The sequence below is a fragment of the Caldisericum sp. genome (genome assembly GCF_049967455.1).
Taxonomy (GTDB): Bacteria; Caldisericota; Caldisericia; order Caldisericales; family Caldisericaceae; genus Caldisericum; species Caldisericum exile_A.
Window position 1 is genome coordinate 1 of record NZ_JBMFSR010000017.1, and the last position, 22,887, is coordinate 22,887.

The 22,887-nt window shown below is 34.8% G+C and carries 21 protein-coding genes, 1 tRNA gene and 1 pseudogene; 8 read left to right on the plus strand and 15 right to left on the minus strand.

Going from position 1 to position 22,887, the window contains the following annotated elements:
* Positions 1 to 394 precede the first annotated feature (394 nt).
* From ACP5SP_RS04955 to ACP5SP_RS04965, 3 genes are read left to right on the plus strand one after another with little or no spacing between them, the layout of a single operon-like run.
* Positions 395 to 1,603, plus strand: coding sequence for a sugar ABC transporter substrate-binding protein (locus ACP5SP_RS04955; RefSeq protein WP_416084973.1), 1,209 nt, complete (start codon positions 395 to 397; stop codon positions 1,601 to 1,603).
* 53 nt (positions 1,604 to 1,656) lie between these two features.
* On the plus strand, positions 1,657 to 2,625 hold the full coding sequence (locus ACP5SP_RS04960) for a carbohydrate ABC transporter permease (RefSeq protein ID WP_416084972.1): 969 nt from the start codon (positions 1,657 to 1,659) through the stop codon (positions 2,623 to 2,625).
* Positions 2,622 to 3,479, plus strand: a complete 858-nt coding sequence (locus tag ACP5SP_RS04965) for a sugar ABC transporter permease (RefSeq protein ID WP_416084971.1) — start codon at positions 2,622 to 2,624, stop codon at positions 3,477 to 3,479. The genes ACP5SP_RS04960 and ACP5SP_RS04965 overlap by 4 nt, the downstream gene beginning before the upstream one ends.
* Before the next feature lie 6 nt (positions 3,480 to 3,485).
* Here the strand turns inward: ACP5SP_RS04965 and ACP5SP_RS04970 are convergent, their stop codons facing one another.
* From ACP5SP_RS04970 to mnmA, 6 genes are read right to left on the minus strand one after another with little or no spacing between them, the layout of a single operon-like run.
* Positions 3,486 to 6,572 (minus strand): AAA family ATPase, encoded by a 3,087-nt coding sequence (locus ACP5SP_RS04970; protein WP_428076119.1) that lies wholly within the window; start codon positions 6,570 to 6,572, stop codon positions 3,486 to 3,488.
* Positions 6,569 to 7,111: a TIGR00725 family protein gene (locus ACP5SP_RS04975; RefSeq protein WP_424586910.1), complete on the minus strand. Its 543-nt coding sequence runs from the start codon at positions 7,109 to 7,111 to the stop codon at positions 6,569 to 6,571. The genes ACP5SP_RS04970 and ACP5SP_RS04975 overlap by 4 nt, the downstream gene beginning before the upstream one ends.
* Positions 7,098 to 7,826 carry a regulatory iron-sulfur-containing complex subunit RicT gene (gene ricT / locus ACP5SP_RS04980; protein WP_424586909.1) on the minus strand — a complete coding sequence of 243 codons (729 nt, stop codon included), beginning with the start codon at positions 7,824 to 7,826 and terminating at the stop codon, positions 7,098 to 7,100. The genes ACP5SP_RS04975 and ricT overlap by 14 nt, the downstream gene beginning before the upstream one ends.
* Positions 7,827 to 7,840: 14 nt before the next feature.
* Positions 7,841 to 8,815, minus strand: coding sequence for an ATP-binding protein (locus ACP5SP_RS04985; protein WP_428076120.1), 975 nt, complete (start codon positions 8,813 to 8,815; stop codon positions 7,841 to 7,843).
* Between the two features lie 4 nt (positions 8,816 to 8,819).
* Positions 8,820 to 9,881, minus strand: a complete 1,062-nt coding sequence (locus tag ACP5SP_RS04990) for a hypothetical protein (RefSeq protein WP_424586907.1) — start codon at positions 9,879 to 9,881, stop codon at positions 8,820 to 8,822.
* A gap of 23 nt (positions 9,882 to 9,904) precedes the next feature.
* The gene (mnmA, locus tag ACP5SP_RS04995) at positions 9,905 to 10,921 is read right to left on the minus strand and encodes a tRNA 2-thiouridine(34) synthase MnmA (RefSeq protein WP_428076121.1); all 1,017 of its coding nucleotides are present in this window, start codon (positions 10,919 to 10,921) and stop codon (positions 9,905 to 9,907) included.
* A gap of 116 nt (positions 10,922 to 11,037) precedes the next feature.
* Between mnmA and ACP5SP_RS05000 the strand changes: the two genes are divergently transcribed.
* The 4 genes from ACP5SP_RS05000 (at position 11,038) to rdgB (ending at position 14,168) form a co-directional block, all read left to right on the plus strand.
* On the plus strand, positions 11,038 to 11,670 hold the full coding sequence (locus tag ACP5SP_RS05000) for a redox-sensing transcriptional repressor Rex (protein ID WP_424586905.1): 633 nt from the start codon (positions 11,038 to 11,040) through the stop codon (positions 11,668 to 11,670).
* A complete protein-coding gene (locus ACP5SP_RS05005) occupies positions 11,671 to 13,023 on the plus strand; it encodes an acetate kinase (protein WP_424586904.1) in 1,353 nt (450 codons plus the stop codon). It abuts the gene before it with no gap.
* 119 nt (positions 13,024 to 13,142) lie between these two features.
* A tRNA-Ser gene (locus ACP5SP_RS05010) sits at positions 13,143 to 13,236 on the plus strand.
* A 173-nt stretch (positions 13,237 to 13,409) separates the two neighbouring features.
* A complete protein-coding gene (gene rdgB, locus ACP5SP_RS05015) occupies positions 13,410 to 14,168 on the plus strand; it encodes an RdgB/HAM1 family non-canonical purine NTP pyrophosphatase (protein WP_424586903.1) in 759 nt (252 codons plus the stop codon).
* Here the strand turns inward: rdgB and ACP5SP_RS05020 are convergent.
* The 9 genes and pseudogenes from ACP5SP_RS05020 to ACP5SP_RS05060 form a co-directional block, all read right to left on the minus strand.
* Positions 14,165 to 14,584 carry a hypothetical protein gene (locus tag ACP5SP_RS05020; RefSeq protein WP_428076127.1) on the minus strand — a complete coding sequence of 140 codons (420 nt, stop codon included), beginning with the start codon at positions 14,582 to 14,584 and terminating at the stop codon, positions 14,165 to 14,167. The two genes, rdgB and ACP5SP_RS05020, sit on opposite strands and share 4 nt — an antisense overlap.
* 63 nt (positions 14,585 to 14,647) lie before the next feature.
* Positions 14,648 to 14,731 (minus strand): annotated as a pseudogene (locus tag ACP5SP_RS05025) (prepilin-type N-terminal cleavage/methylation domain-containing protein); the annotation flags it as partial.
* Between the two features lies 1 nt (position 14,732).
* Positions 14,733 to 16,700, minus strand: coding sequence for a hypothetical protein (locus tag ACP5SP_RS05030; protein WP_428076122.1), 1,968 nt, complete (start codon positions 16,698 to 16,700; stop codon positions 14,733 to 14,735).
* Positions 16,701 to 16,712: 12 nt separating this feature from the next.
* Positions 16,713 to 17,402: a PilW family protein gene (locus ACP5SP_RS05035; protein ID WP_428076123.1), complete on the minus strand. Its 690-nt coding sequence runs from the start codon at positions 17,400 to 17,402 to the stop codon at positions 16,713 to 16,715.
* Complete coding sequence (locus tag ACP5SP_RS05040) at positions 17,402 to 18,235, minus strand: type IV pilus modification PilV family protein (RefSeq protein ID WP_428076124.1); 834 nt, start codon at positions 18,233 to 18,235, stop codon at positions 17,402 to 17,404. The genes ACP5SP_RS05035 and ACP5SP_RS05040 overlap by 1 nt, the downstream gene beginning before the upstream one ends.
* An 8-nt stretch (positions 18,236 to 18,243) precedes the next feature.
* Entirely contained in the window at positions 18,244 to 18,813 is a 570-nt protein-coding gene (locus ACP5SP_RS05045) for a pilus assembly FimT family protein (RefSeq protein ID WP_424587155.1), read from the minus strand.
* Complete coding sequence (locus ACP5SP_RS05050; protein WP_428076126.1) at positions 18,785 to 20,269, minus strand: hypothetical protein; 1,485 nt, start codon at positions 20,267 to 20,269, stop codon at positions 18,785 to 18,787. The genes ACP5SP_RS05045 and ACP5SP_RS05050 overlap by 29 nt, the downstream gene beginning before the upstream one ends.
* A gap of 13 nt (positions 20,270 to 20,282) precedes the next feature.
* Positions 20,283 to 20,861 (minus strand): PulJ/GspJ family protein, encoded by a 579-nt coding sequence (locus ACP5SP_RS05055; protein WP_416084956.1) that lies wholly within the window; start codon positions 20,859 to 20,861, stop codon positions 20,283 to 20,285.
* Positions 20,836 to 21,588, minus strand: coding sequence for a type IV pilus modification PilV family protein (locus tag ACP5SP_RS05060; protein WP_424587181.1), 753 nt, complete (start codon positions 21,586 to 21,588; stop codon positions 20,836 to 20,838). Before ACP5SP_RS05060 ends, ACP5SP_RS05055 begins: the two co-directional genes overlap by 26 nt.
* A gap of 145 nt (positions 21,589 to 21,733) precedes the next feature.
* Here ACP5SP_RS05060 and ACP5SP_RS05065 point away from each other — a divergent pair, with 145 nt between their 5' ends.
* Positions 21,734 to 22,717: a 2-hydroxyacid dehydrogenase gene (locus ACP5SP_RS05065; protein WP_424587180.1), complete on the plus strand. Its 984-nt coding sequence runs from the start codon at positions 21,734 to 21,736 to the stop codon at positions 22,715 to 22,717.
* Positions 22,718 to 22,887: the final 170 nt, after the last annotated feature.

Here is a 22,887-nt window from a genome sequence, read left to right on the forward strand (position 1 = left end):
ATCTCCAATATTAGAAAGGGGGCATCCCCCTTTCTAACTTACCCCCTAAGGCAAAATTATTATTTGGTGGTATTGAGAGGGCTGTGTTCAATTTAGAGGGGGGCTTGCGATTCTCCCCCTCTATCTTCCCTAAAAGGCGGAGATTCATCCTTGCAAAGCTTGTAGAAATTAGTAATTGTTTTTTGGTGAAGTAATTGTAGAGTTAGTGTATCTTCCATTGAATGCCATTCTGAAGAAGCACAAGTCATCGTAGACTCAATTAAGGTTTTTTATGATTAGCTGTGAATTTTAAAAAATCCTGAATTTTTTGTTATTGACTTTAATGCTAATTTTATTATAATTATTTTAAGAATTTTTTATTTAATGTAAAAAAATCAAAGAGAAGGAGGTAGGTATGAAGAAAGTATTAGTTACAGTATTGTTGGTTGCGCTCATTGCATCTGTATTTGCAGGATGCAAACCAAAAGCACAGCCAGTAAAACTTACAATCTGGCACTCATGGAGCGGCTCTGAACTTGATGTACTTAACGAAGCAATTTCTCTTTACAACCAAAAACACCCAGAAGTCACAATTGAGCAACTTCAAGTTCCATTTGACCAGTTGAAAAACAAATATCAGACTGAAGCAGCAGCAGGTGGCGGTCCTGATATTCTTGTAGGTCCAGCAGACTGGATCGGCGATTTTACAAAGGCAAATCTTATTGCTCCTCTTGATTCTTATTTTGACTCTACATTCCTTGCAGATTACGTCCAAGGAGCGTTAGATCAAGTAAAATACAAAGGTCACATGATGGCATTCCCAGAATCCACGGAGTGCGTTGCATTAATCTATAATAAATCTCTTGTTTCAAATCTTCCTAAGGATACCAATGAGTTAATTACCCTTGTTGATTCTCTTACAAAGGGAGACACCTATGGATTTGTTTATAACTCTGGTTTCTACTTTACAGCAGGCTACTTCTTTGCAGCAGGAATGAAACTTTTTGATGAAAACTACAATGCAATAGTTAATCAAGGAAACGGTGGAGTTCTTGCGCTTAACTTCCTTAAGAAACTTGCATCTGACAAACACTTTATTGTGGCAAATGACTATGGAAAGGCTGATTCTATGTTTAAAGAAGGAAAGGCCGCAATGATTATCAATGGGCCTTGGGCAGTTGGAGATTATACTAAGGCACTTGGCGATAAAGTTGGTGTTGCACCAATGCCAGTTTTTGCCGACACTGGTAATCCATTTGCACCTTTTGTAAATACAAAGGACTTCTTTATTAATGCAAACATAAATGAAACCCAGAAGAAAGCAGCGGTTGACTTTATTAAGTTTATGGTAAGCGCTGAAATCGAGCAAAAATTCTTTGAAAAGGCAAAACACATCCCATCAAACGTAAAAGTAAATACTTCCTCTGACCCAATCATTTCAGGTTTCCTTGAACAAATGAAAACAGGAGTTTCAATGCCAATTGCACCAGAAATGAGTGCCGTTTGGGATCCTATGCAAACTGCAATTGATTCTGTTCTTGCAGGAAAAGCATCACCACAAGATGCAATTAACGCAGCGCAAAATACAATTCAAAATAAGATTAACGCAATGAGAGGTCAGTAAATAGATTGATTTATATAGGGGGCTTATGCCCCCTTTTACTTTAAGGGGTAGAAATGGCTGACAAATCAGATATTTCTCTTTGGGAACAACTAAGAAGACATAAACTTGCATACTACTATATACTTCCTTCCGCAATTGTTATGGGGTTGATTACTGCATTTCCAATTATTTATCAAATTTGGATGGCTTTTACCAACTTCAATATCACAAATTTAAGGAATCCCCATCCCCAATTTGTTGGTCTTGCTAATTTTATAAAGATCTTTACAAATCAAGTTCCTCTTGAAAACTTCAATTTTTGGAGGACCTTTGGATTTAATGTTGTTTGGACTTTTGCAAACGTATTTTTACACGTTACAATCGGCATTAGTCTTGCAGTTGCGTTAAACACACCGCGCCTTGCACTAAAAAAATTCTACAGAACTCTTCTTGTAATTCCCTGGGCAGTTCCTTCATACATCAGCGCTCTTATATGGAGAAATATGTTTGACGTAGATTTTGGTGCAGTTAATCAGATTTTAAGCTCTATTTTAGGACATGCAGTTAAGATCCCATGGCTTACAAGCCCCAATGCTCCTATAAAAATTTTATCCTTCTTATCTTATGCTTTTTATGCAGATCTTATAACAAACGTATGGCTTGGATTTCCATTTATGATGGTTGTTGCAACTGGCGCACTCCAAAGCATTCCACATGAAATCTACGAAGCAGCAGAAATTGATGGAGTTAATGAACGTGGAAAGTTCTTTAAAATTACACTTCCTCTCATTAGATCAGCAATGCTTCCTGCAATAATGCTTGGAATTGTTTGGACTTTTAACCAATTTAACGTTATCTACCTTGTATCAGGTGGGGGTCCTCTTGGTACAACTGAAATTCTTGTAACACAGGCATACAAAATCGTAAATCCCGGTGGATTATATGGAGTTGCAAGTGCATTTGGTCTCATAGTGTTCTTTATCCTACTTGGCATCACCTTAATCACAAACAGGATTACAAGAGCAACGGAGAGTCATATATGAAAAGGCATATTATAGAAAGGCTTAAACACCTATACATTCATGCATATATAATTCTATGGATTGTAATTGCGATATTCCCAGTTATTTGGATTGTTTCAATGTCTTTGAATCCCATCGATGTACTTCACCCTACGACTCTTCAAATTATCCCCAAAAATGCAACACTTTCAGCATACATAAAGGTCCTTACACGTCCATATGAAGCATATCCAGTATCATTTGGAAAACTTCTTTTTAATAGCTTATTTGTTGCAGGAGGAACTGCGCTTTTATCAGTTGCGCTTGCATCAACTGCTGCTTATGCGTTTTCAAGATTCAAATTTCCTGGAAGAGAAATAGGCTTGCTCAGTTTTATTGTTACGCAAATGCTTCCTGCAACAGCAACCCTTGCACCACTTTTCGTTATATTGACACTTCTTCACATAAGAAACACACTCTATGGACTTATTGTTGCATATGCATCGGGCTCAGTTCCCTTTGCGATATGGAACCTCAAAGGCTATTTTGATACGGTTCCAAAAGAACTTGAAGAGGCAGCACTTGTAGATGGTTGTGATAGAAACCAGGCATTCTTAAAAATAATTTTGCCACTATCTTTTCCTGCAATTGCGGTAACATTCCTATTCGGTTTCATGAACGGATGGATGGAATGGATGCTTGCGTGGACTTTCCTGACAAAACCAGAGAACTTTACACTTGCAATGACCCTCTATAATATGCAGGGACAGTGGAATACTCCTTGGTCTCAGTTTGCGGCATTCTCTATAATCATTTCACTTCCCGTTATGATTGTTTGGTATCTTCTTCAAAGATACATTGTTTCAGGACTTACACTTGGTGCAGTTAAGGGTTAGTCAAAATCAAGGAATTTCAATACGAGAACCATATTCGTCCTTTACAACTCTTATTTGATTTGGGAAGTTTTCTTTTATTTCGTTTAAGTGGCTTATCACAAGGATTTTTTTGAAATCACTCTTTATATTATTTATCTCTTCAAGGATATTGGTTCTTCCTTTCGCATCTTGACTTCCGAAACCTTCGTCTATTACAAGTGTTTCGAGAGTTGCATTTCTTATTTGGGCAAGGAACTTTGCAATCCCTAAACGCAAAGAGAAATCAATTCTAAATTTCTCTCCGCCTGAAAATAATTCGTATCTTCTTTCAACTCCTCTATCGTAAATGATGATATCCAGTGTGGGCTTCTCAGAATTTTTGTCAGCTTTAACCGTAAGAAACTTAAGATACATTCTACCATCTGTAAGTCTTTGAAGGAATCTATTAACCTCGTTTTCAAGATGTGGAAGATAATCGCTTATAATTGAAAGTTGGACGCCATTCCTTCCAAGAATTTCTTCAAGCGCCGTAAGTGCCTCAAGTCGTTTTTTATTCCTTTCAATAGTATCTGTCTTCTCTTTAATTTCAATCTTCATATTTTCTAATTCTTTTAAATTTTCCTCAAGCTTTGCCCTTTGAATTAAAAGTTCATTTAAAACCTTTTGTGCATTTTCAAGGTTTAGGGATTCATTTTCAAATGTTTTTTCAACATAATCAAAATTTTTCAAATTTTCAGAGATTTCTTGAATCTTCTGTTCAATCTCTTTGATTTCTTCATTTGTGTTTTCTATGTCTTTTCCAACTTTTTCTATTTGTTTTTCAAGTTCAGTAATCCTTGCATCTGCTACTGCAAGTTTTGTAAATTTTTCCTCATAGATCTTTAAAGCATTCTCCTTTTCCTTGAGTTCGTTATAAAAATGCTCGTCAAAATTTAAAAGTTCTATTTTTCCTTGAAGTGTTCTTAACTCGTTGAGCTCGTTCTCGATAAAGGTTTTTTCTTCTAATTCTTTCCTTAATTTTAAAATAGCTTCCCTTTCCAGAGCTTCTTCTTCTTGAAGTTTTGTAAGTTTTTCAATTTCATTTTTCTTATTTGTTGATGCCTCAATAAGGCTACTTTCAATTTTTTGTAGTTGCAATTCTATTTTCCCTAATTCTTCTTGTCTTTTTGTTAAATCATTTTGAATTTTATCCTTTGATTTAACCTCTTCCCTAAGTAACAATAACTCCTCTTCTTTTGCACTATTTAAGGCAAGATCTTCTTTTAATTTTTTAAGTTCTGCCTCAATTTCTTTAAGCCTCAAAGTCTCTTCGTTTAATTGATCTTCTAAATGGACTTTCTTCTCTTTTAGATTCGTAAGGGATTCTTCAATTTTTGCAATTAAAATATCCGTTTGGGAAAGTTTTTGAAAAAAGCCCTCTAATTCCTTCAAGGTTTTTTCTAAAGTTGATTTCTTTTCTCTTAATTCTCCAATTTGGTTTTTAAGTTTTACTGTATTTTCTTCAAACTCGTTTATAAGGGTATGCCTATGCTCTTCTGTGAGTGGGCTTCCGCACAAAGGACATTTTGCAGTATCTGACTCTGAAATGAGGTTAATTTTTTCTGTTTCTAATTCTAAATTTTTTTCAAAACCTGAAATTTTCTTTAAAATCTCTTCAATCTCTTTTTGAATTGCTTCTTTTCTAGATACTTTGCTCTGAAGTTCAGTTCTATCATCTTTAAGGGTATTTAACCTTTTCTCTCCCTCGGCGATACTATTTTCTATCTGACCTAATTCTTCTCTTTCCTTATTAATTTTATCAAGGATCTCCTGTCTTTCTTTTTCGTACTTATTGATTGAATCCTTCAGATTCTTTTCAAAATCTCTAATGCTATTTTCGGTATTTTTTAAACGTTCCTCCTTTAATAAGATGCCATCCAGTTTTGTCTTAAGCTCTTCTATTTTTCCATTAATTACATCTTTTTGGAGTAATGCCTCTTCGCGTTGCTTAATTATATTGCCTATAAAAATCTCATATTTATCTATCTTTTCTTTGCTTGAGGTAATCTCATCTTGTATTTCTTTAAGTCTGTTTTCATGTATATCAAATTCTTTTGTCTTTGACTCGACTTTTGATTCTATCTCTTTTTCTTTCAGAGTTTTTTCATTTTTTAGTCTAATGAATTCTTTTTCCTTTTCGCTTTCCTTTTCTTTTTTTAGACGTATCTCCTTTAGAATTTCAAAATTCTTTGTTATCTCTTCTCTTTCGTTTATTATTTCAGTAAATTCCTCGAGGTTTTTTTGAAGATTTTCTTTCTCTTTTTGTAAATTGACTATGCGTTTTAAGGCAACTTCTCTTTCTCTATTTTTGCTTTCTAAACGTTCCTTTAATCTTAATATTTCTTCCCTTTTTTTATTAAGCTCATCTATATGTGCTTTTAAAGTCTCTATTTTTGAAGAATGGGTGGAAATTTCATTATCCAATCTTTCTTTTTCAATTTTTATGTCTTCTTCTTTCAAAAGAGATTCCTCTTTTGCCTTTATTTCATTTTCAAGGAGTTCTATTGTTGTTAAGACTTCTTTTTTTCTTGTTTTTGCAATTTCCTTTGCTCGTTCATAAATATCAAGACCGAGCATTTCACGTAATAATTCCGCCTTTTCTGCAGGTGTCTTAGTTGTGAAAAAGTCAGCTGCTCCTTGTAAGATAAACGATGCCCCAATAAATGTTTCGTAATTAAAACCTAAGACTTTCTTGATCTTTTCTTCTGTGTCTACAATTTTTCCTTCACTTATATTTTTAAAAGATCCTGTTGAGTCATCAAATTCTTCTAATATAAGCCCTGTTGTTTCTTTGTCTTTTCTGTAAGTTCTTTTAATCCTATAGCGTTTCCCTTTTTCCCTGAAGATGAGTTCTATAGAAAGTAAATTTTCGTCAATATTTACAACATCCTGTTTGTTTCTCGTGATACCACGTGCAATTCCAAAAAACGCATAAACAATTGCATCAATAATTGAAGATTTCCCATGTCCGTTATCTCCTGTGATGAGAATCACATCTCCAATTTGGTTAAAGTCAAGGACTGCTTCGTTTCTATAACTTAAAAAACCCTTAATCTTGAGTAATTCTGGAATCATTTGAGATGAAAGATCTCTTTTATCTTTTTAATTGCTTCCTCGGGAGTATCTACAAAATATATTTCAGCATTTTTTCTTGAGTCAAAGTATTTTCCATCAATAAGGATTTGTTCTATCGAATCAGCAAAATCACCTGTTCCTCTTATTACAATTGCAGGTTTTCCGTTTTGATAAGTAGAGACAAGCTCAAGAAGGGTACCAATTTTTCCACCAATCATTACCGTTACATCAACTGTGTGAATCATAAGAATTGAGCGAAAATCCATCCCAAGACCAGTTGTAATAGGAATCGTTACATAGGGATTTGCCTCATCAACGCTATTTGAAGGAAGAATCCCAACATTTATTCCATGAGCATCAAAATTTCCATGCGATGCTGCCTCCATAACTCCATCACGCCCACCTGAAAAAAGTATAAAACCCTCTAATCCCACAAGATACCCAAACCTGTAAGCAATCTGTTTAACTTCTTCACTTACAGGTTCATTTGGCCTTTCAGATGTACCAATAAGTCCTACTCTTAACTTATTCTTTTCCATCAAAGTTTATATCCTCCAACTTTATTTGCTCTAATTTGATTGGTTCTCCCTCTTTTAATTCGTATCTTAAGCAACAGACAAGCCTTCCACATGCACCTGTAATTTTTGATACATTCATTGGAAGATTTTGCATCTTTGCATATGTTAGTTCAATACTTTCAATATCTTTAAGAAAATTTGTACAGCAAATAGGATACCCACACGGACCAACACCACCAAAAAACTTCATTGCATCTCTTGCTCCAACCTGCCATAGTTTAATTTTGGTATTAAAAGTTGAGACAAGGTCTTTTACAAGTGCTCTAAAATCCACTCTTGAATCTGCTGTAAAGTAAAAAACATATTCCTTTTCACTTTCATCCCATACAGTTTCGATAAGGTGCATTGGAAGTCCATGTTCTTTTATCTTTTGTTTGCAAATCTTGAAAGCATTATTCTCCTTTTTTGCAAGGTTCTCAAAATATTTTAAGTCATCTTCGTTTGCTCTTCGCAATATTCTCATTATGCCAAATCTTTCTTTTAATTTATCGTATAATTTGGCATCCATCTTTACATATGGACGTGTTATCTTACCAAGAGTCACCATTTCATTTTTTTTAACAACCACAAGGTCCCCGATTTTAAAGGTTAAATCTTCTCTTGGAATGAAATATGTGTGCATATCTTTTCTTATCATTACACCTGCTAATATCACTTTGTTTTCCGTTATTTCCATATTTTTCAACCCTTTCAAATATTCTCAATTGTAAATATTACACTTAATATTATATGCATTGCATTTGCATTTGTCAAAAGTCCCTCTTTTGCTTTGGTAAGAAGTACATATATCTCTTTTATCTTTTTTAAACTGAACGCAAGGAATTCATCCGCAATAAAACCCAACAAGTCAATATTTTTTATAATTTCTGTTTCTTTTTTAACTACTATGAACATCACATCTTTCAATAGGTCAATTGCTTCGTCTATAAAGTCATTAACTGTAATGTAGTTAAAGTCTCCATAATAATCCTTGAACCTTAAAATAAATTTTGTACCTGTTTCTTTTTTCTTAATAAGATTCAAAAATGATGTTAAAAGTTGTTTTCTCTTTTTGTATGTTTCCTCTTTTGTCAATTGTTCAAGATTTTTTAAGGTTCCATCCAAAATGTGCGCAATAGTTGAAGCCCTTTCATCATCTTCAACAGATTTTTTTACTATTTTTTTGACAACTTCTAACGGCAATTTTCCAAACTTTACAATAACACCTCTTGATACAATTGTTTCGGGAAGGTTTTCTAAATTTTCACAGGTTAGAATGTTTAAGGTATTTTTTGGAGGTTCCTCGAGGAATTTTAACATACTGTTAAATGCTTGGATTGTTGCATTCTCTACATCTACAAAAATATTTACTTTATACCCCTCATAAGGCACATAAGAGTTATCGATAATATCACGAATATCATCAATCCCTATTGTTTCTTTATCAACAATCTTTAGGTTAGGATGCACACGGTTTTCAATTGCAATACACGATTTACACTTATCACATCCATTGAGAGGGTCTACCTTGCAATTCAAAGCCTTTGCAAACTCGACTGCTGCAAGTTTCTTCCCAACGCCTTTTTCACCTACAAATATAAGGGTTGAAGGTAAAGCTCTCCTCTCTAAAAGTTTTCTTAAATAGTTTATTGCTCTATCCTGTCCTAAAACCTTGTCAAGCCCCAACGCACTACCTCAAAATCTTTTCTAAATAAGCGTAGAGGTCTGTATTAAAAATTCTTTCATAGGCAATTTTAAACTGCGGATATGACTTTCCCTCAAGATATCGCAAATGAGATTCAATAGTTGTCATTTGTGCCTCTTTGTTAACTTCAAGGAAATATCGCTGTGAAGAATCAGGAATATCATCTTCCATTCCCTCGGGTATTGCAATAAGTCGTATAAAGTTTAAAACATCTTCTCTTGTGAGATTTAGGTTTTTGAAATTTCTTTCAATTTCTTCTGCAAGTGCCTCATCTTGTTCAAAAAAGTGAAGCGAAAACTTATCAAGAGTATCAATAGCATCCGCAAGATATGCGCCAAGTGCAGTACTTATATTGTAAAGCTTTCCCGAAACAAGCACTGCAAGATCATCGGAAACACCCAATCCTTTTTTGTGCCTTATATATTGGAACCTTATGTATGAATGTTTAAGGAAATCTACATTCGTTGGATCAATGATAAGCCCTACCCTTCGATACTCTTCAAGTTTATCTTCATGATCTCCATGCGCAAGCTGTTCGCCATCAAGCCCTAATTTTTCCATAACATGCATATCAACAAGATATGGTTTCCCGCCACCCATATTGAGGTTGAATTTTTGATTTGCAAGTTTCCTTGTTTCAAAATCATCCATAAAACCGCCAAGATATAGTCCTCTAAGAACTGATTCGGGATCCACCTCCACTTCTAAGAATAACGGACAACGCATAAGAGGTTCGCCTTTTTTGTTTACAAGATGTGTCCTTCTTTCGCCTTTCATTACAGATCTTGCATATTCATAGATTTCGTCAATTAAAAGCTGTCTTGAACTTCTAACAATGAAAGAATCCCTTCCAAGTGCAATTACAATATCATCAATTGTTGTATCGACAAACTTCTTCCCCTCAAAAGCTCCATCGCCATTGTGGGAATGTCCTTCAATTGTCTGCATGAAAAGCAAATCTTCAACTTCAGGTGATGTATATAAATCATGTTCTTTTTGCATTTTTCTAAAGTCTTTCCAAATTAATTCTCTTGGCGCAATTTTCATTTTTGCCTCCTTATATTATTTTACTACTTTATTGCCCTTTTTATTACCCCACCAAGCACAATAATATCGTTGTCGTAAACAACAAGACTCTGTCCCTTTGTAACCGCAAACTGCTTCTCTAAAAATTCAACTTCGATTTGTCCATTTGTGTTTTTAACTAAGCAATCAGCAGGCTTTGATTGGTATCGAACTTTTGCTTTGTAAATCTTATCAGGTTCTACTTCTTCAAGAAAATTTACCTCTGTTAATTCTGCCCCCTTGAATAGGCAATCTTCATAAGTACCAAGAACGACCGTATTTGTAATTGGGTCAGTATCTATAACATATAAAGGCTCCTTGTAAGAAACATTAAGACCACTTCTCTGTCCTATAGTATAGAATTGAACTCCTTTGTGCTTTCCTAAAATATTTCCAAATTTGTTAATGATATTTCCTTCTTTTTCTTTAAGGATTTCTTTAATAGTATCCTTTATGTTTCCCTTAACGAAACATAAATCTTCACTTTCTTTTGATTGGGGAAGATCCAATGATTCTGCAATTTTTTTTACTTCGCTTTTTAAGTAAGTTCCCAAGGGAAATATGATGTTCTTTAAATCCTCTTTTTTAAGGCGCCAAAGCATATAAGATTGGTCTTTTATGGGGTCAATTCCCTTTTTCAAGTGTAAATCTTCATTGCGAGCGTAATGTCCTGTTGCAAAGAGTCCGTCACCAAAAAGCAATTTTGTTTTTTCAAAACCTATACCAAACTTTATTTTTTCATTACACACAGTACATGGATTAGGAGTAAAGCCCTCCTTTAAACTTTTAAAGAAGTACTCTTTTACAAGGACATTAAACTCTTCCGATACATCAATTTCGATAAAAGGTATCTCAAATTTTCTTGCAACAATCTCTGCATTAGAAATATTACAGCACCTTGACAAACTTTCATCTTTCTCTAATTTAAAGAAAACTGCAACAACATCATATCCCTGTTTTTTTAATAGGTATAGTGCAACAGAACTGTCAACTCCTCCGCTTACTCCAACATAAACTTTCATATCTCAATTTTATAATCTTTTCACAAAAATTCAAAACATTTTGATTTTTAAAAACTTTTATTAAAATAAATTGTGAAACTTTACAATTGTGAAAAAAATAATGTAAGGAGGTACAAATGCAAATACCATTCGCAACAATTGAAAGATTGGCAATTTATGTAAGGTGCTTAAGACACCTTAAAGAACAGGGTATAAAAAAAATATCTTCATTTGAAATGGCTCAACATACAAGAACTACACCAGAGCAAGTTAGAAAGGATCTGTCATATTTTGGGAAATTCGGAAAAACTGGCGAAGGTTACGATGTTGAAAATCTTTTGAAGAAGCTTGAAAAAATTTTAAGAACTAAAAGAAAATGGAATGTTGCAATTATCGGAGCTGGTTCTTTAGGTACAGCCTTGTCCAAATACAGAGGGTTTAAAGAAGTAGGCTACGATGTTAAAGCCATGTTTGATATTGACCCAGAGAAAATTAACAAAAAAATAAACGGCATTCCTGTGTATCATATAGAAAAATTCTCTGAAATAACAGAAAAAGAAGACATAGAGATAGCAATAGTTGCTGTTCCAGTTGAAGCAGTTTCTGATGTAGAAGAAGTTATAGTGAAGAGTAAAATTAAAGGAATTTTAAATTTCGTTCCAGTCACATTAAATCTTAAAACTCGAAGAAGAATTGTCGTCCTTGATGTTGACCTCACTCAGAAATTGTATATAATTTCATATCTAATTAAAAATAAATGGGAGGAATAGATGGATATTTTAACACTAAACTGTGGTAGCTCTTCAGTAAAATACCAACTTTATCGATGGAGCGAGAAAAGAATTTTAGCCAAAGGAATTGTTGAGCGAGTTACAATTGGTGGGTCTTTTATCAAACATGAAGTGCCAGGGAGAGAAACTGTAAAAATTGCAAGTGAATGCCCCACACATAAAGAGGCAATTGAATTAATTTTAAAGACACTTGTAGATCAAGAACTTGGAGTTATAAAAGATGTAAAAGAAGTAAAAGCAGTAGGACATAGAGTTGTACACGGAGGAGAGAAATTTAATAAATCTGTTCTAATTACTGACGAAGCATTAAGAACCTTTGAAGAACTTCAAGATCTTGCTCCCCTTCACAATCCACCAAATATCTTAGGTATCAAAGCAGCTATGAATGTCCTTCCAGATGTCCCACACGTTGCAATTATGGACACTGCATGGCATCAAACAATGCCAGAGCATGCCTTTATTTATGCACTTCCAAGAGAGTGGTACGAAAAGTATCACATAAGAAGGTATGGTTTCCATGGAACTTCTTTTCTTTATGTTGCAAAAAGAGCAGCAGTGCTTTTGGGAAAAAATCCATTTGAAACCAACGTTGTAATTGCTCATCTCGGAAATGGTGCAAGTATTGATGCAGTTAAAAATGGTATTTCTGTTGATACAAGCATGGGCTTCACACCTCTTGAAGGACTTGTTATGGGAACGCGTGCAGGTGATCACGACGCTGCAATTGATCTTTACATGATGGATAAGTTGGGATTGTCTTCCAAAGAAATGAACGACATTTTAAATAAAAAGAGCGGAGTCTTTGGAATCACAAATGGAAAATATACCGATAGACGAGATATTGAAATTGCAGCAGAACAAGGCGATCCTCTTGCACAACTTGCAATAGATATTGAAACTTACAGGCTAAAAAAATATATTTCGGCATATATGGGAGTTTTAGGTAGAGTTGATGCAATTGTTTTTACTGCAGGCGTTGGCGAAATGGGTCCTATCTTCCGCGAAAAGGCACTTATAGGTCTTGAAAATTTTGGCGTTGTTATTGACAAGAAGAAAAATAATCTTTCCCTTACAAGAAACGCAGAAACTGATATTACAGGAGAGGGCTCTAAAGTAAGAGTTTTTGTAATTCCAACTGATGAGGAGCTTGTAATGACAGAGGATACTGTAGCCATTATGGAAGGGCGGTATGATGTACATACGAATTTTACTTATTCATTCCAAGATCCAAAATACAAGAATTTATTGAGAGAAGAAAATTTTGCAAAGGAAGTTGAGAAAAAACCAGATCTTGCAAACATTAGAGCAAAAATACCCGGAGTTGATTTTTAGAAAATAATTTGATAATTTTCCTCTAAGAGTATTTGGAGTTCAATTTTACTTCCTTAAAATGACGTTTTCTATTTATTACTTGCAAAAATTTGTAAAGTAGAGTATAATAATTGCGGTTTGGAGAGATGGCCGAGTAGGCTGAAGGCACTCGCCTGCTAAGCGAGTGAGGGGCCTAAAACCCCTCCGCGGGTTCGAATCCCGCTCTCTCCGCCAGACTCCCTCCAAAAATCCTTTTTGGTCAACGGAGGAGCTTCCCCCTCTCCTCCGTAATAAAATCAGAGACAGGCGTTCCCCCTTGCCTGTCCAAAAGATGCACACCTCCTCGGGTCAGGTATCCCTCCGCCTGACCCGTTTTTTATTTTGAAAAGTTTAGTTATAATTAAGCGATGCTAAAAATTCTTGTAGCAACAAAAAACAAAGGAAAACTTAAAGAGATTCAAGAAATTCTTGGGGAAATACCTGTCAAATTAATTTCTCTTCCAGAAAATGCTCCTGATGTTGAAGAAACGGGCTCAACATACCTTGAAAATGCTCTTATAAAGGCAAAGACCTACGGGACAAAATACAAACTTATAACACTTGCAGATGATTCTGGTCTTGAAATTGATTCATTGAATGGACTTCCTGGAGTTTTTTCTTCAAGATATCTTGGTAAAGATACTCCATTTGAGGAAAAAATGAAAAACATTCTTGACCTTCTTAAAGATAAAGACAACCGAAAGGCACGCTTTAGGTGTGTAAGTGTACTCTACAATCCAGACGAAGATAAATTTGTAAGTTTTGAAGGTGTCGTTGAGGGAGAAATCTTAAAAGAAATTCGCTATGGGAACTCAGGCTTTGGATACGATCCAATCTTTAAACCTAACGGATTTGATAAAAGTTTCTCTCAATTAGGCACAGAAATAAAAAATAAGATAAGCCATAGGGCAAAAGCCTTAGCTCAAGTTAGAGATTACATTGAGAACAACTTATTAGGAGGAGACATGATTGAAATAAAAGTAAATGGTAAACGCCTTCCAGCAAACAAATATGTTTATTCAGTTTTTGAGAAAGTCATTCTGGCACTACTTTCTACCCTTAAAGACATTCCCGAGATTAAAACTGTTGAAATAAAAATAGATAAGAGCCAGGAACAACAAAATTAGTTTTTGCCACCGCTCATTTTAATTCTTCCCGCAATATCTACAATTACATAGTATTTCTTTGTGCCCAATGCATTTTGTATTTCAATAGTATCAAAACTGTTTGGCTGTCCTCTAAAATGGTTATCTTTCCCGCAATAAAACTCAAGATAATAGTATTCCTTTCCGTTTATCCAACCAAATGGTTTAAAAGGCTTATGTGCAGTAAACTTGAAATTATACTTAAGTTCTCTTTTTACAAAGTGTATACCATCGGGTATATCGTAAGGTGTATAGTGGACTGCATTAAGTGGGTCTTTTTGAAATGTTTCAAACATATAAAAAGTCCTTGAGGAGGCCGGTTCTGTACAAAAATAGATTCGCAGATCTTGCTGGTATAAAATAGCCGACTCCTTAACTAATCTTAAATCTTGGACCATTTGCCACGAAACCTCCTCAAGCTCTCTACTCAACATAAAACTATTTAAGTAAGGTAAAGAAATTCCCAGTAGAATTAAAGCAATTACTATTACAACTAATAACTCAATTAAAGAAAAACCAAATCTAATCCGCTTTTTGATATCCATATTATGGCTTGACTTTATTTGCAATATTTTCCTTCCACACAATTCTATACATTGGTGTTTTGTTAAAACCAGCCTGAGCAGTGTAAACTGTAGAGATATTGAATACCGTTCCATAGTAATACGTGACCCCATTGTAAGTATATTTGTAAGGATAGTTAGGATCATAATCAGGATCAGTTGGACTGATCTGAATCAGTTTATCTTTTGTTAGCGATCTTAAATAATTATTTATAGAAGGATCAGTTACAACTTCATATCTAACTTTCCATTGAACATCAGTTCTTGAATTCGTCGCTGGATAAAATGGAGGCGCACCAAAATCAAAAAGATTGTAATCATAATAAGTTTGTTGGATTTCATAACCCTTAACATAATCTCCATTTACCAAACACGGCGCATTATCAGTGCTCCACTCAGCTTGTGCACCATACCACTTTGCTAAATATTTTCCAGAGGTATCCATTGGTCTCCAAGGATAGTCATCGGTTACACCAAATGAACCATGAACAGCCATCATTGCAGCATCTACCTCAAGTTGGGGATAATTCTTGAATGTTGAGTATGGAATATAAATATTATTGTATGCAACAAGCCCCAAAGCATCTGGACTACCGTTCACCGGCATATTTTTATCGGTACGAGGTGGAGTATTATATAAAATATTCCCGCCTATATAAATGTTCCCGCCTGAACCCACGGTTACTCTTCCTTTAATTGTTCCCGAAACTGTTGCATTTCCTTCAACATAAATTACGCCATTTGGAGGTAAATCTTTCTTGGTGCCATTAATAATGACCTTACCTGCATTATTTTCAACAACAAAAACTATAGTTGCGTTACCATTTATGTAGTAACCAGGCAGTGCTTTATCTTGCATTCCGCCATTTGGATCAGAAGGATTCCTAACAGGAGTTGAACCTTTTAATGCCAAATCTCCATTGGGCCATTGAGCTTGTGGATATCCATTTTTTGCATATCCAGAATTGTAAGCCCAGGAAAGATTTTTCTGATCAGGACCAAATCTTCCAGTACGTGCCCAATTAGCATCTATTGCCTGATCGTAAACTGTTCCCGATGCATACACCGGATCTTGTGCCCATCCTCCCATATAAAGATCGCTATCAGATCTTATCATTCCCTTCGTCACCTCATATTTTCCAAAATATGCTTTTGTATGAAATAAACCAGAAAAATCACTGTAATAAACAGTTGTGGAATCTGCGTCAGTTTTCCTTCTATACCAATTCCCGTTTGCAAGTTGCTGCGTTATTGTGCTAGTACTAATTCCCAACTGACCTCTAACAGCATGTGTCTCAATACTTCTATAAATTTCAGGTTTGGAAAGATTGTATGCAGTTGCTTTTATAACCCATTTGTCAGGAAATCCCAGCGAATATTGAGTATTTGTATCCACTTCAAACCAGAGATTATCTTGTTTGTAATTCGGGTCAATTTCACTGATATTGTTGTATGTATCGCCTGTTGTTAAATTCTTAATCGTTCTACTTTTGATATCACCGTCAGGTCCCACAGATGCAACAGAAGCAATCTTATTATTTAAAGGATCCCAAACTGCAAACCATACATTATCATCCGCCTTAAAAAGATAAGTAGAAACATTATTAATAATCGCATTGTAAGAACCGATCGGATCATCTAAACTCGGCACACCACCATTTAATTCAGAAAGTCTTACTGCTATCGCATAATCCCTTGTTTTTATTAAAGCTTCTTGTTGATCATTATCATTTACCACTGGGGCATTATATGGAAAACTAAACGTATTAATGGTATTAAGAATATTTTCAACAGCAGAATCTGCAACAACAAGTGCTCTATCAGATATTGCCTCTCCTGAAGTTGTAAAATTACGGGTAGTAGTTGAAGAGAATAACATTAAAACAGGTATCATCATTAAGACCCCCATAAGCACGGCAAAAATCATTGAAAAGCCTTTTCTTGTATTCATTTAACTCAACTCCTATTGTTTTAAAGTTACTTGTATCATTCTAATGAATCTTTTTCCTTCTCTTGAAGTAGGGTCCTTAAGAAACGCTTCAACGATTATTTGAAAAACTTTAGGTGAATAGCTTGGTCTTATTACGGCAAAATTAGTTATCACCTGTTCTGTAATAGGTTGAGATGTTATTCCACTCCATTTTGTTCCGTCCCAAATTTCGTTAGAGTATAATACTTCGCAAGGTTCGTAAATTCTACTTAGCCAATAATTCTTGGGAATTCCTGCATAATTTCCTTTAAATCTAGGAACACCTAAGGTATAGGTTATTCTATGTTTCACACCAGAACTATCCAGAATATAAAACCGGAGAATTGGAGAAGCATTCGGAAGAAATGAGTAATAATCATGAACTGGGTCAAGAGGATATGGCGTTACGATATCTGATAAATCTCTTTTGGAGTCACTATTTGGATTGTATTGAGGAAAATCAACACCAGAAAATCCAGTTCCATCATCTAAAGTTGACGTTTGCATAAGTTCTTTCTTAAGCTGAGAAAGAAATGTATCTATATTTTCCTGAATATTTTGATTTACTGAAATATATCTTGCAAAGGCATTTATATAAGAAAAAGATGATAAACCGATATAAAGTAGAATAAGCATTATAACCATTGACACCATGAGCTCAATAAGGGTAAATCCTCTTCTCATTAGCTCCCCACATAAACAGTAAGTTTTGTTTTTGTCTGGTAAGACTTTTCTAATTTACCTTCCATCCAATATACAGTTACTTCTACATCAAACCACTGGACATGGTCTGGATCGTTTGCTTTTTGTTTTCTTGCAACAACTTTTGTTAAAACTCTAAAACCATTGTAATCAGTTGTTTTAGAAGATAAAGAACCATCATTTGTAAAATATGGTGTATAGTTTGGATTTCTTCCGTCAGTAAATGCCTTGGCTTTCACATAAATCTTTGGTATATAGTTTAAACCTGGATTGAAGAAATTTATTTTGTTTGGATTTGGCGCTCCATTTATAGTTGCACTTAGAGGGAACCTCACAACAATTGGGTTAGAAGCCACTCTATCATAGTATTTGCCGGAGGAAGTAAAAAGGTTTGCATCTTCCAAAGATGGATTCGAGTCTATAATATAGCCATTTTCACCAAGAGAGACGAAACCTTGAAGCAAGAAATAAAATGCAGAAGGTTTATCATTATATTTGCCGTTTGGCGTTATTGGATTGACGTTAATCGAGAGAGGATTACCATAATTATCAATAAGACCAGGTAAGGGATGATTTTCATCATTACCAAAAAGATTTACACCAAAGCCAAGATTGTTGTCATATGTTACGTTTCTTGACCTTATATAATCAATTACATAGTTAGCAATGTCTTTAGCTTCTTGAAAGCTTTCTTTCCTTTTTTCTGAAACATTCATAGAAATAGCAACAGTAGTCACAGCAACAACAATAAAGGTAACAATAACAATTGAGATCATAGTTTCGATAATAGTAAATCCCCTTCTCCTTTTATTCATTTTTTCACTTACCTTTTAACCCAATCAATAGATACGCTCCCCAATTTCGAAATGTAGATGCCTAATATTTTGGTCTCGTTGTTATTAGAAAGAAATATACCATAATTTTTATCTTTACTGTAATAATTAGGATTCCCGAAATTATCAAATACTATTGAAACATAAGTAAGTGGCGGAGATAAAATGGTTGTAGTATCATCAGATTTAGCTAAATAAATCCTTTTTATTTTTATATTTGAAGGAAGAACAATTTTCTCTACTTTTCCTGTTATTGAATTTGTATTAGGATCAAAACGTGCATTTATATCTTTCTCTACATAATAAGTATTCAATTGAGGGAAAAAATAAATTTCAAAATTCCCAGAACTTTGTGAAGTACTGTAAGTTATTGCCTTGTTTTGAGCATAGAGTAAGCTTTGCTGTATTTGAACTCCTGCGTTGTAAAGATTCTTTTCAACTAAAACGTTAGGCATAATAGACATCGAAACTCCAATTAATATCATTAACACCACTATTACTGTCAATAGTTCTATAAGAGTAAAGCCTTTTTTAGAACGGTGTAGCATTGATAAAATCATCTATTGAAATCTTTCTCCATGCATTTCCCGATTGTTCTGCAGAAGTAATGATGTTTTGGACACTGCCGGAACTTCCAGGTGTCCCAACAATGCTTAAATTTGACATATCAACGGGTCTATAATACACATTATAAGTTCCGTTAAGATTAACTGCTCCTTTAGAGACAAGAGCTCCATACAGATCAAAAGTTCCGCCTCCCGTGAAACTGCCTGTGGTATAGAAAATGCCTTTTAATAAAGCATTACCGTTTGCAAGTTCCACATTTCCGTTTACAAGCATTGCAAGTGCTCCGTCATTATCTATAGTAGAGTTTCCGTTTATTATGAGGTTGCCGTTTATTACGATAGTTCCTTGAAGCTTAACATTGCCGTTTATATGTACATCTCCTTCAACAAAATAGACTATATTTTTAGCATAACTCTTTAGTTGCTGCCATTTAGCAACATCAAGTCCTGCAAATAAACCTGATTTATTGGATAAGTCGTTATAGAATGCTGCAATTTGGTCGATTGTTGAATTGTAAGTTGAACCAAGATAAGAAACAATTATAGACTTTACTATTGGATCTGTTGTATTGGGAAATCCCGAAACGCTTCCGTCGTAAGGCTGTTGACCAGTTTTGAATGCAAGTGCAAAAGCTTTGTAGTAATCAGTATTTAGCATCGGAAACTCAATAGGATTCTGACCCGGTTTTGCACCAACCTGCGCAACACCTTTTCCTGTAATCTGTCCCACTGCATATGCTGTGCCTCCGCCGTATGTTGGATCATAAGCAATTCTTATCTTGTCTTCTGCAGGTCCCAGATCAATATTGCCATCTGCAAACACATTACCTGCAACTTCTTGAGCATTGCCGTTAAATGCAATGTCCGACCCAGAGAAAATTCCGTAATTAAAAACTGCAGAATTTGGCATAACTTGTGTTGCAGGAATTGTTTTCTTGTGATATGTTACAGCCATTTCAGTATAAACAGCGGATTGTGATACAATTTGACCATTCTGTTTTACCATACCGAGAGCATAAATACCAATAAAAATCGTCTTATCGCCGTCTAACCCTGTATCAGGATCCCAACCATTAACATCGCCTTTGCTCAATCTTTTAATCTTTGCTTTATAGTATGTATCGGGACTTGAAGAAAGTGATGCTTCGTTTAACTCCAAAATATATCCTGCACCATTTCTTACAATTGATTTGACATTATCCACCGTAAGATAGTGATAAACATTTGGGGGGTTTATAACATTATTTCCTAAATCTGCATTTCTTAAATCAAAAGCAATTTGAGATACACATGCTTCCGCTGCAGTCAAGGCTCTTTGGGAAGTAGATTGTGCATTAGAAATTGCTTTTTCTGGAACTACCTTCAACACTATCCCAATGATTGATGTTAAAACTAAAGCACTTATTAATATTACAGTTATTAAAGCAACTCCTTTTCTTCTAATATTCATAATATTCACCTCCTTATGGTGATTGTTCATTCGAATTTCTTGAAAAAATCAAAGATGTATACGATACACTTTGTTCTTTTCCAAAATAATTAATTTTCCCAACCATTATTACTACAACCTTCCCACCCTGTCTTACAAAATACAACTTTACAAGTTGCTTCATATATTCTGTTACTGGCTCTCCAATTGAAGTAGGATTTGTTCCATGAGGATACTTCACCTTATAGACAGCATTACCATTATTGGTTTGTTCCATCCTGTATCTAATATCCCAAGTGTTTGTTCCATCATAGTATGTAAAAATAAGTTCTTCTCCCATAGCATTTCCTGTGTTTAAACTGTCATTTGGCTTAAGAATTATATCAAAATTAGCATCGTTAGGTTTACTTGCCTGCATTAAGTCTCCAGTTATTTTTGTAAGTGCATATCTAAAATTCTGTTGAAGCGTCATCTCCTGATCATAATAGGTTCTTATCCTGAGAAAACTTGAAATCCCAGAAAATGCAAGGGAAAAGATTATTAAAAGTATAGCAAGAGAAACTACAACCTCAATAATCGTAAAACCCCTACGGTGTTGTCTGACTTCTTGCATAGCTTTTTTCTCCTGTAACTATTACGCTTTTTTGATTATTCCCTACCATCCAATACACAATAATTTTTATTTCATAGATTTTGTTTCTTAGGTCAGTAATCGTAGGAGTTTTGTCAATAATGATAATCCTTTTTGTATAGTGAGGATATACTTCCTTATGCAAGATAATGGTAAAATCATAGTAAGATTGATTAGTAATTGTATCTACCCTTAATCTAGGCGCAATCTCAATGTTTGGTGGAAGCATAATACCACTTGTATCTGGGACTGGCGGAGGATTTGTTGCAGTTCCGGTCTCTGATTCGATACCGCAAACATTAAGAATATGTTCTACTCTATATGAACCATCCATTGGATAATACTTATTAGTCGTAGGATCGTATTGAATAGAGTCATAGACGTTGTTATATGTAGTCCCATAGTCTATAAAATATGGAGAACTTGGTGGTGGTGGTGAAGATGGCTTTTGAGGATAATTAGGCGCATCATATGTAACAGTAGTGGGGAATTGACCACCCTTTATTAAGGAATCTATAACAGAAATAGAAAGACTCTTTACATCTTCTAATTGAAGTTGTGCTAAATTTAAACCAATTGACTTGTATCTTAAATCCTTTACAAAAGAGTAGTAGGAATAATAACCATAAAGGAGAGCAGTAGTTACAACAGCAAATATAGTAACTGCAATAATCACTTCAATTAGACTAAACCCCTTCTTCTTTTTCATTAAACTCCTTCCCATTTTAACTTCTCAAACATTATACTATTATTTTGAAAAATATTAAAACAAAAAAATTTTTGTCAATAGAGCAAAATATGATTATTGAGAGTATAATTTAGATAGAAGTTCAAATTCTTTTATGGAGGTTTATATGAAAGTTGTTGTGATGGGAAACTATCCTAAAAATTTATTGGAGATGTTTGATAAGTATAAAAAGGAATTTGATTTTGAGAATGTTGAGGTTGTTATTCCAAAAGATGACAGCGAAAAGGAAGATGCACTCAAAGATGCAGTTGCAGTAATTTCGGGATCATTAACTGAAAACGACCTAAACAATGCTCCAAATCTCAAATTCATTCAAGTACCTTTTGCAGGAGTTGACACCTACAACATTCCTGAGCTTATAAGACGCGGAATAAAGATTGCAAACGTGCATTCAAACGCAACAGCAGTTGCAGAGTTTGCTATGGCACTTGTCCTTGCGCTTGCTAAAAATGTAGTTGAAGGCGATAGAGATTTAAGAATTGGTTATTGGCACGGGTGGATGTCAAGAGAGCCAGTAATAAGCCTCGAAGGAAAGACAATGACGATCCTCGGACTTGGAAGCATTGGAAAAGAAATTGCACGATTTGCAAAAGTATTTCACATGTATGTAATTGGCGTAAAAAGGGAAAAGGTTGATGGTAAAATTCCTAATGTAGATGAGATTTATACACACGCAGAAATTGAAAAGGCAGTTGAGAAGGCACACTTTGTTGTTTGTGCATTACCTCTTACACCAGAAACAAAAGGAATGATAAATAGAAGGTTGTTTGAAAAAATGGCAGGTAAATTTTTTGTGAACGTTGGACGAGGTGCAGTGGTTAATGAAGAAGATCTTTTTGTTGCACTTAAAAATGGAATTTTGAGGGGCGCAGGAATTGATACGTGGTGGGTATATCCACAAGCTCCTATGCAAACTGCAATGCCTTCAAGGTATCCTTTCCATGGCTTAAAAAATATCATAATGACTCCACACGCAGCAGGATTTACTGATGTAACGCCTCAAAAAATGTGGGAAGATTCCGTTAAAAATGTAATACGCTTCCTTAAAGGATTACCAATTGAAAACGAGGTAAAAGAGGTAGGTTACTAAAACAATTTGAGGAGGCATAACACCGCTCCTTCAATACTCCCAAAAATACACCAAAGAATTGTCAATCCGAAAAACGAAGTGACGAAGATTCCCTCCTTTTTAGGGGGGAGTTAGAGGGGGAGACTTTCAAATCCCCCTCTAAATTGAACACCCCCCCTCAATACTCCCCC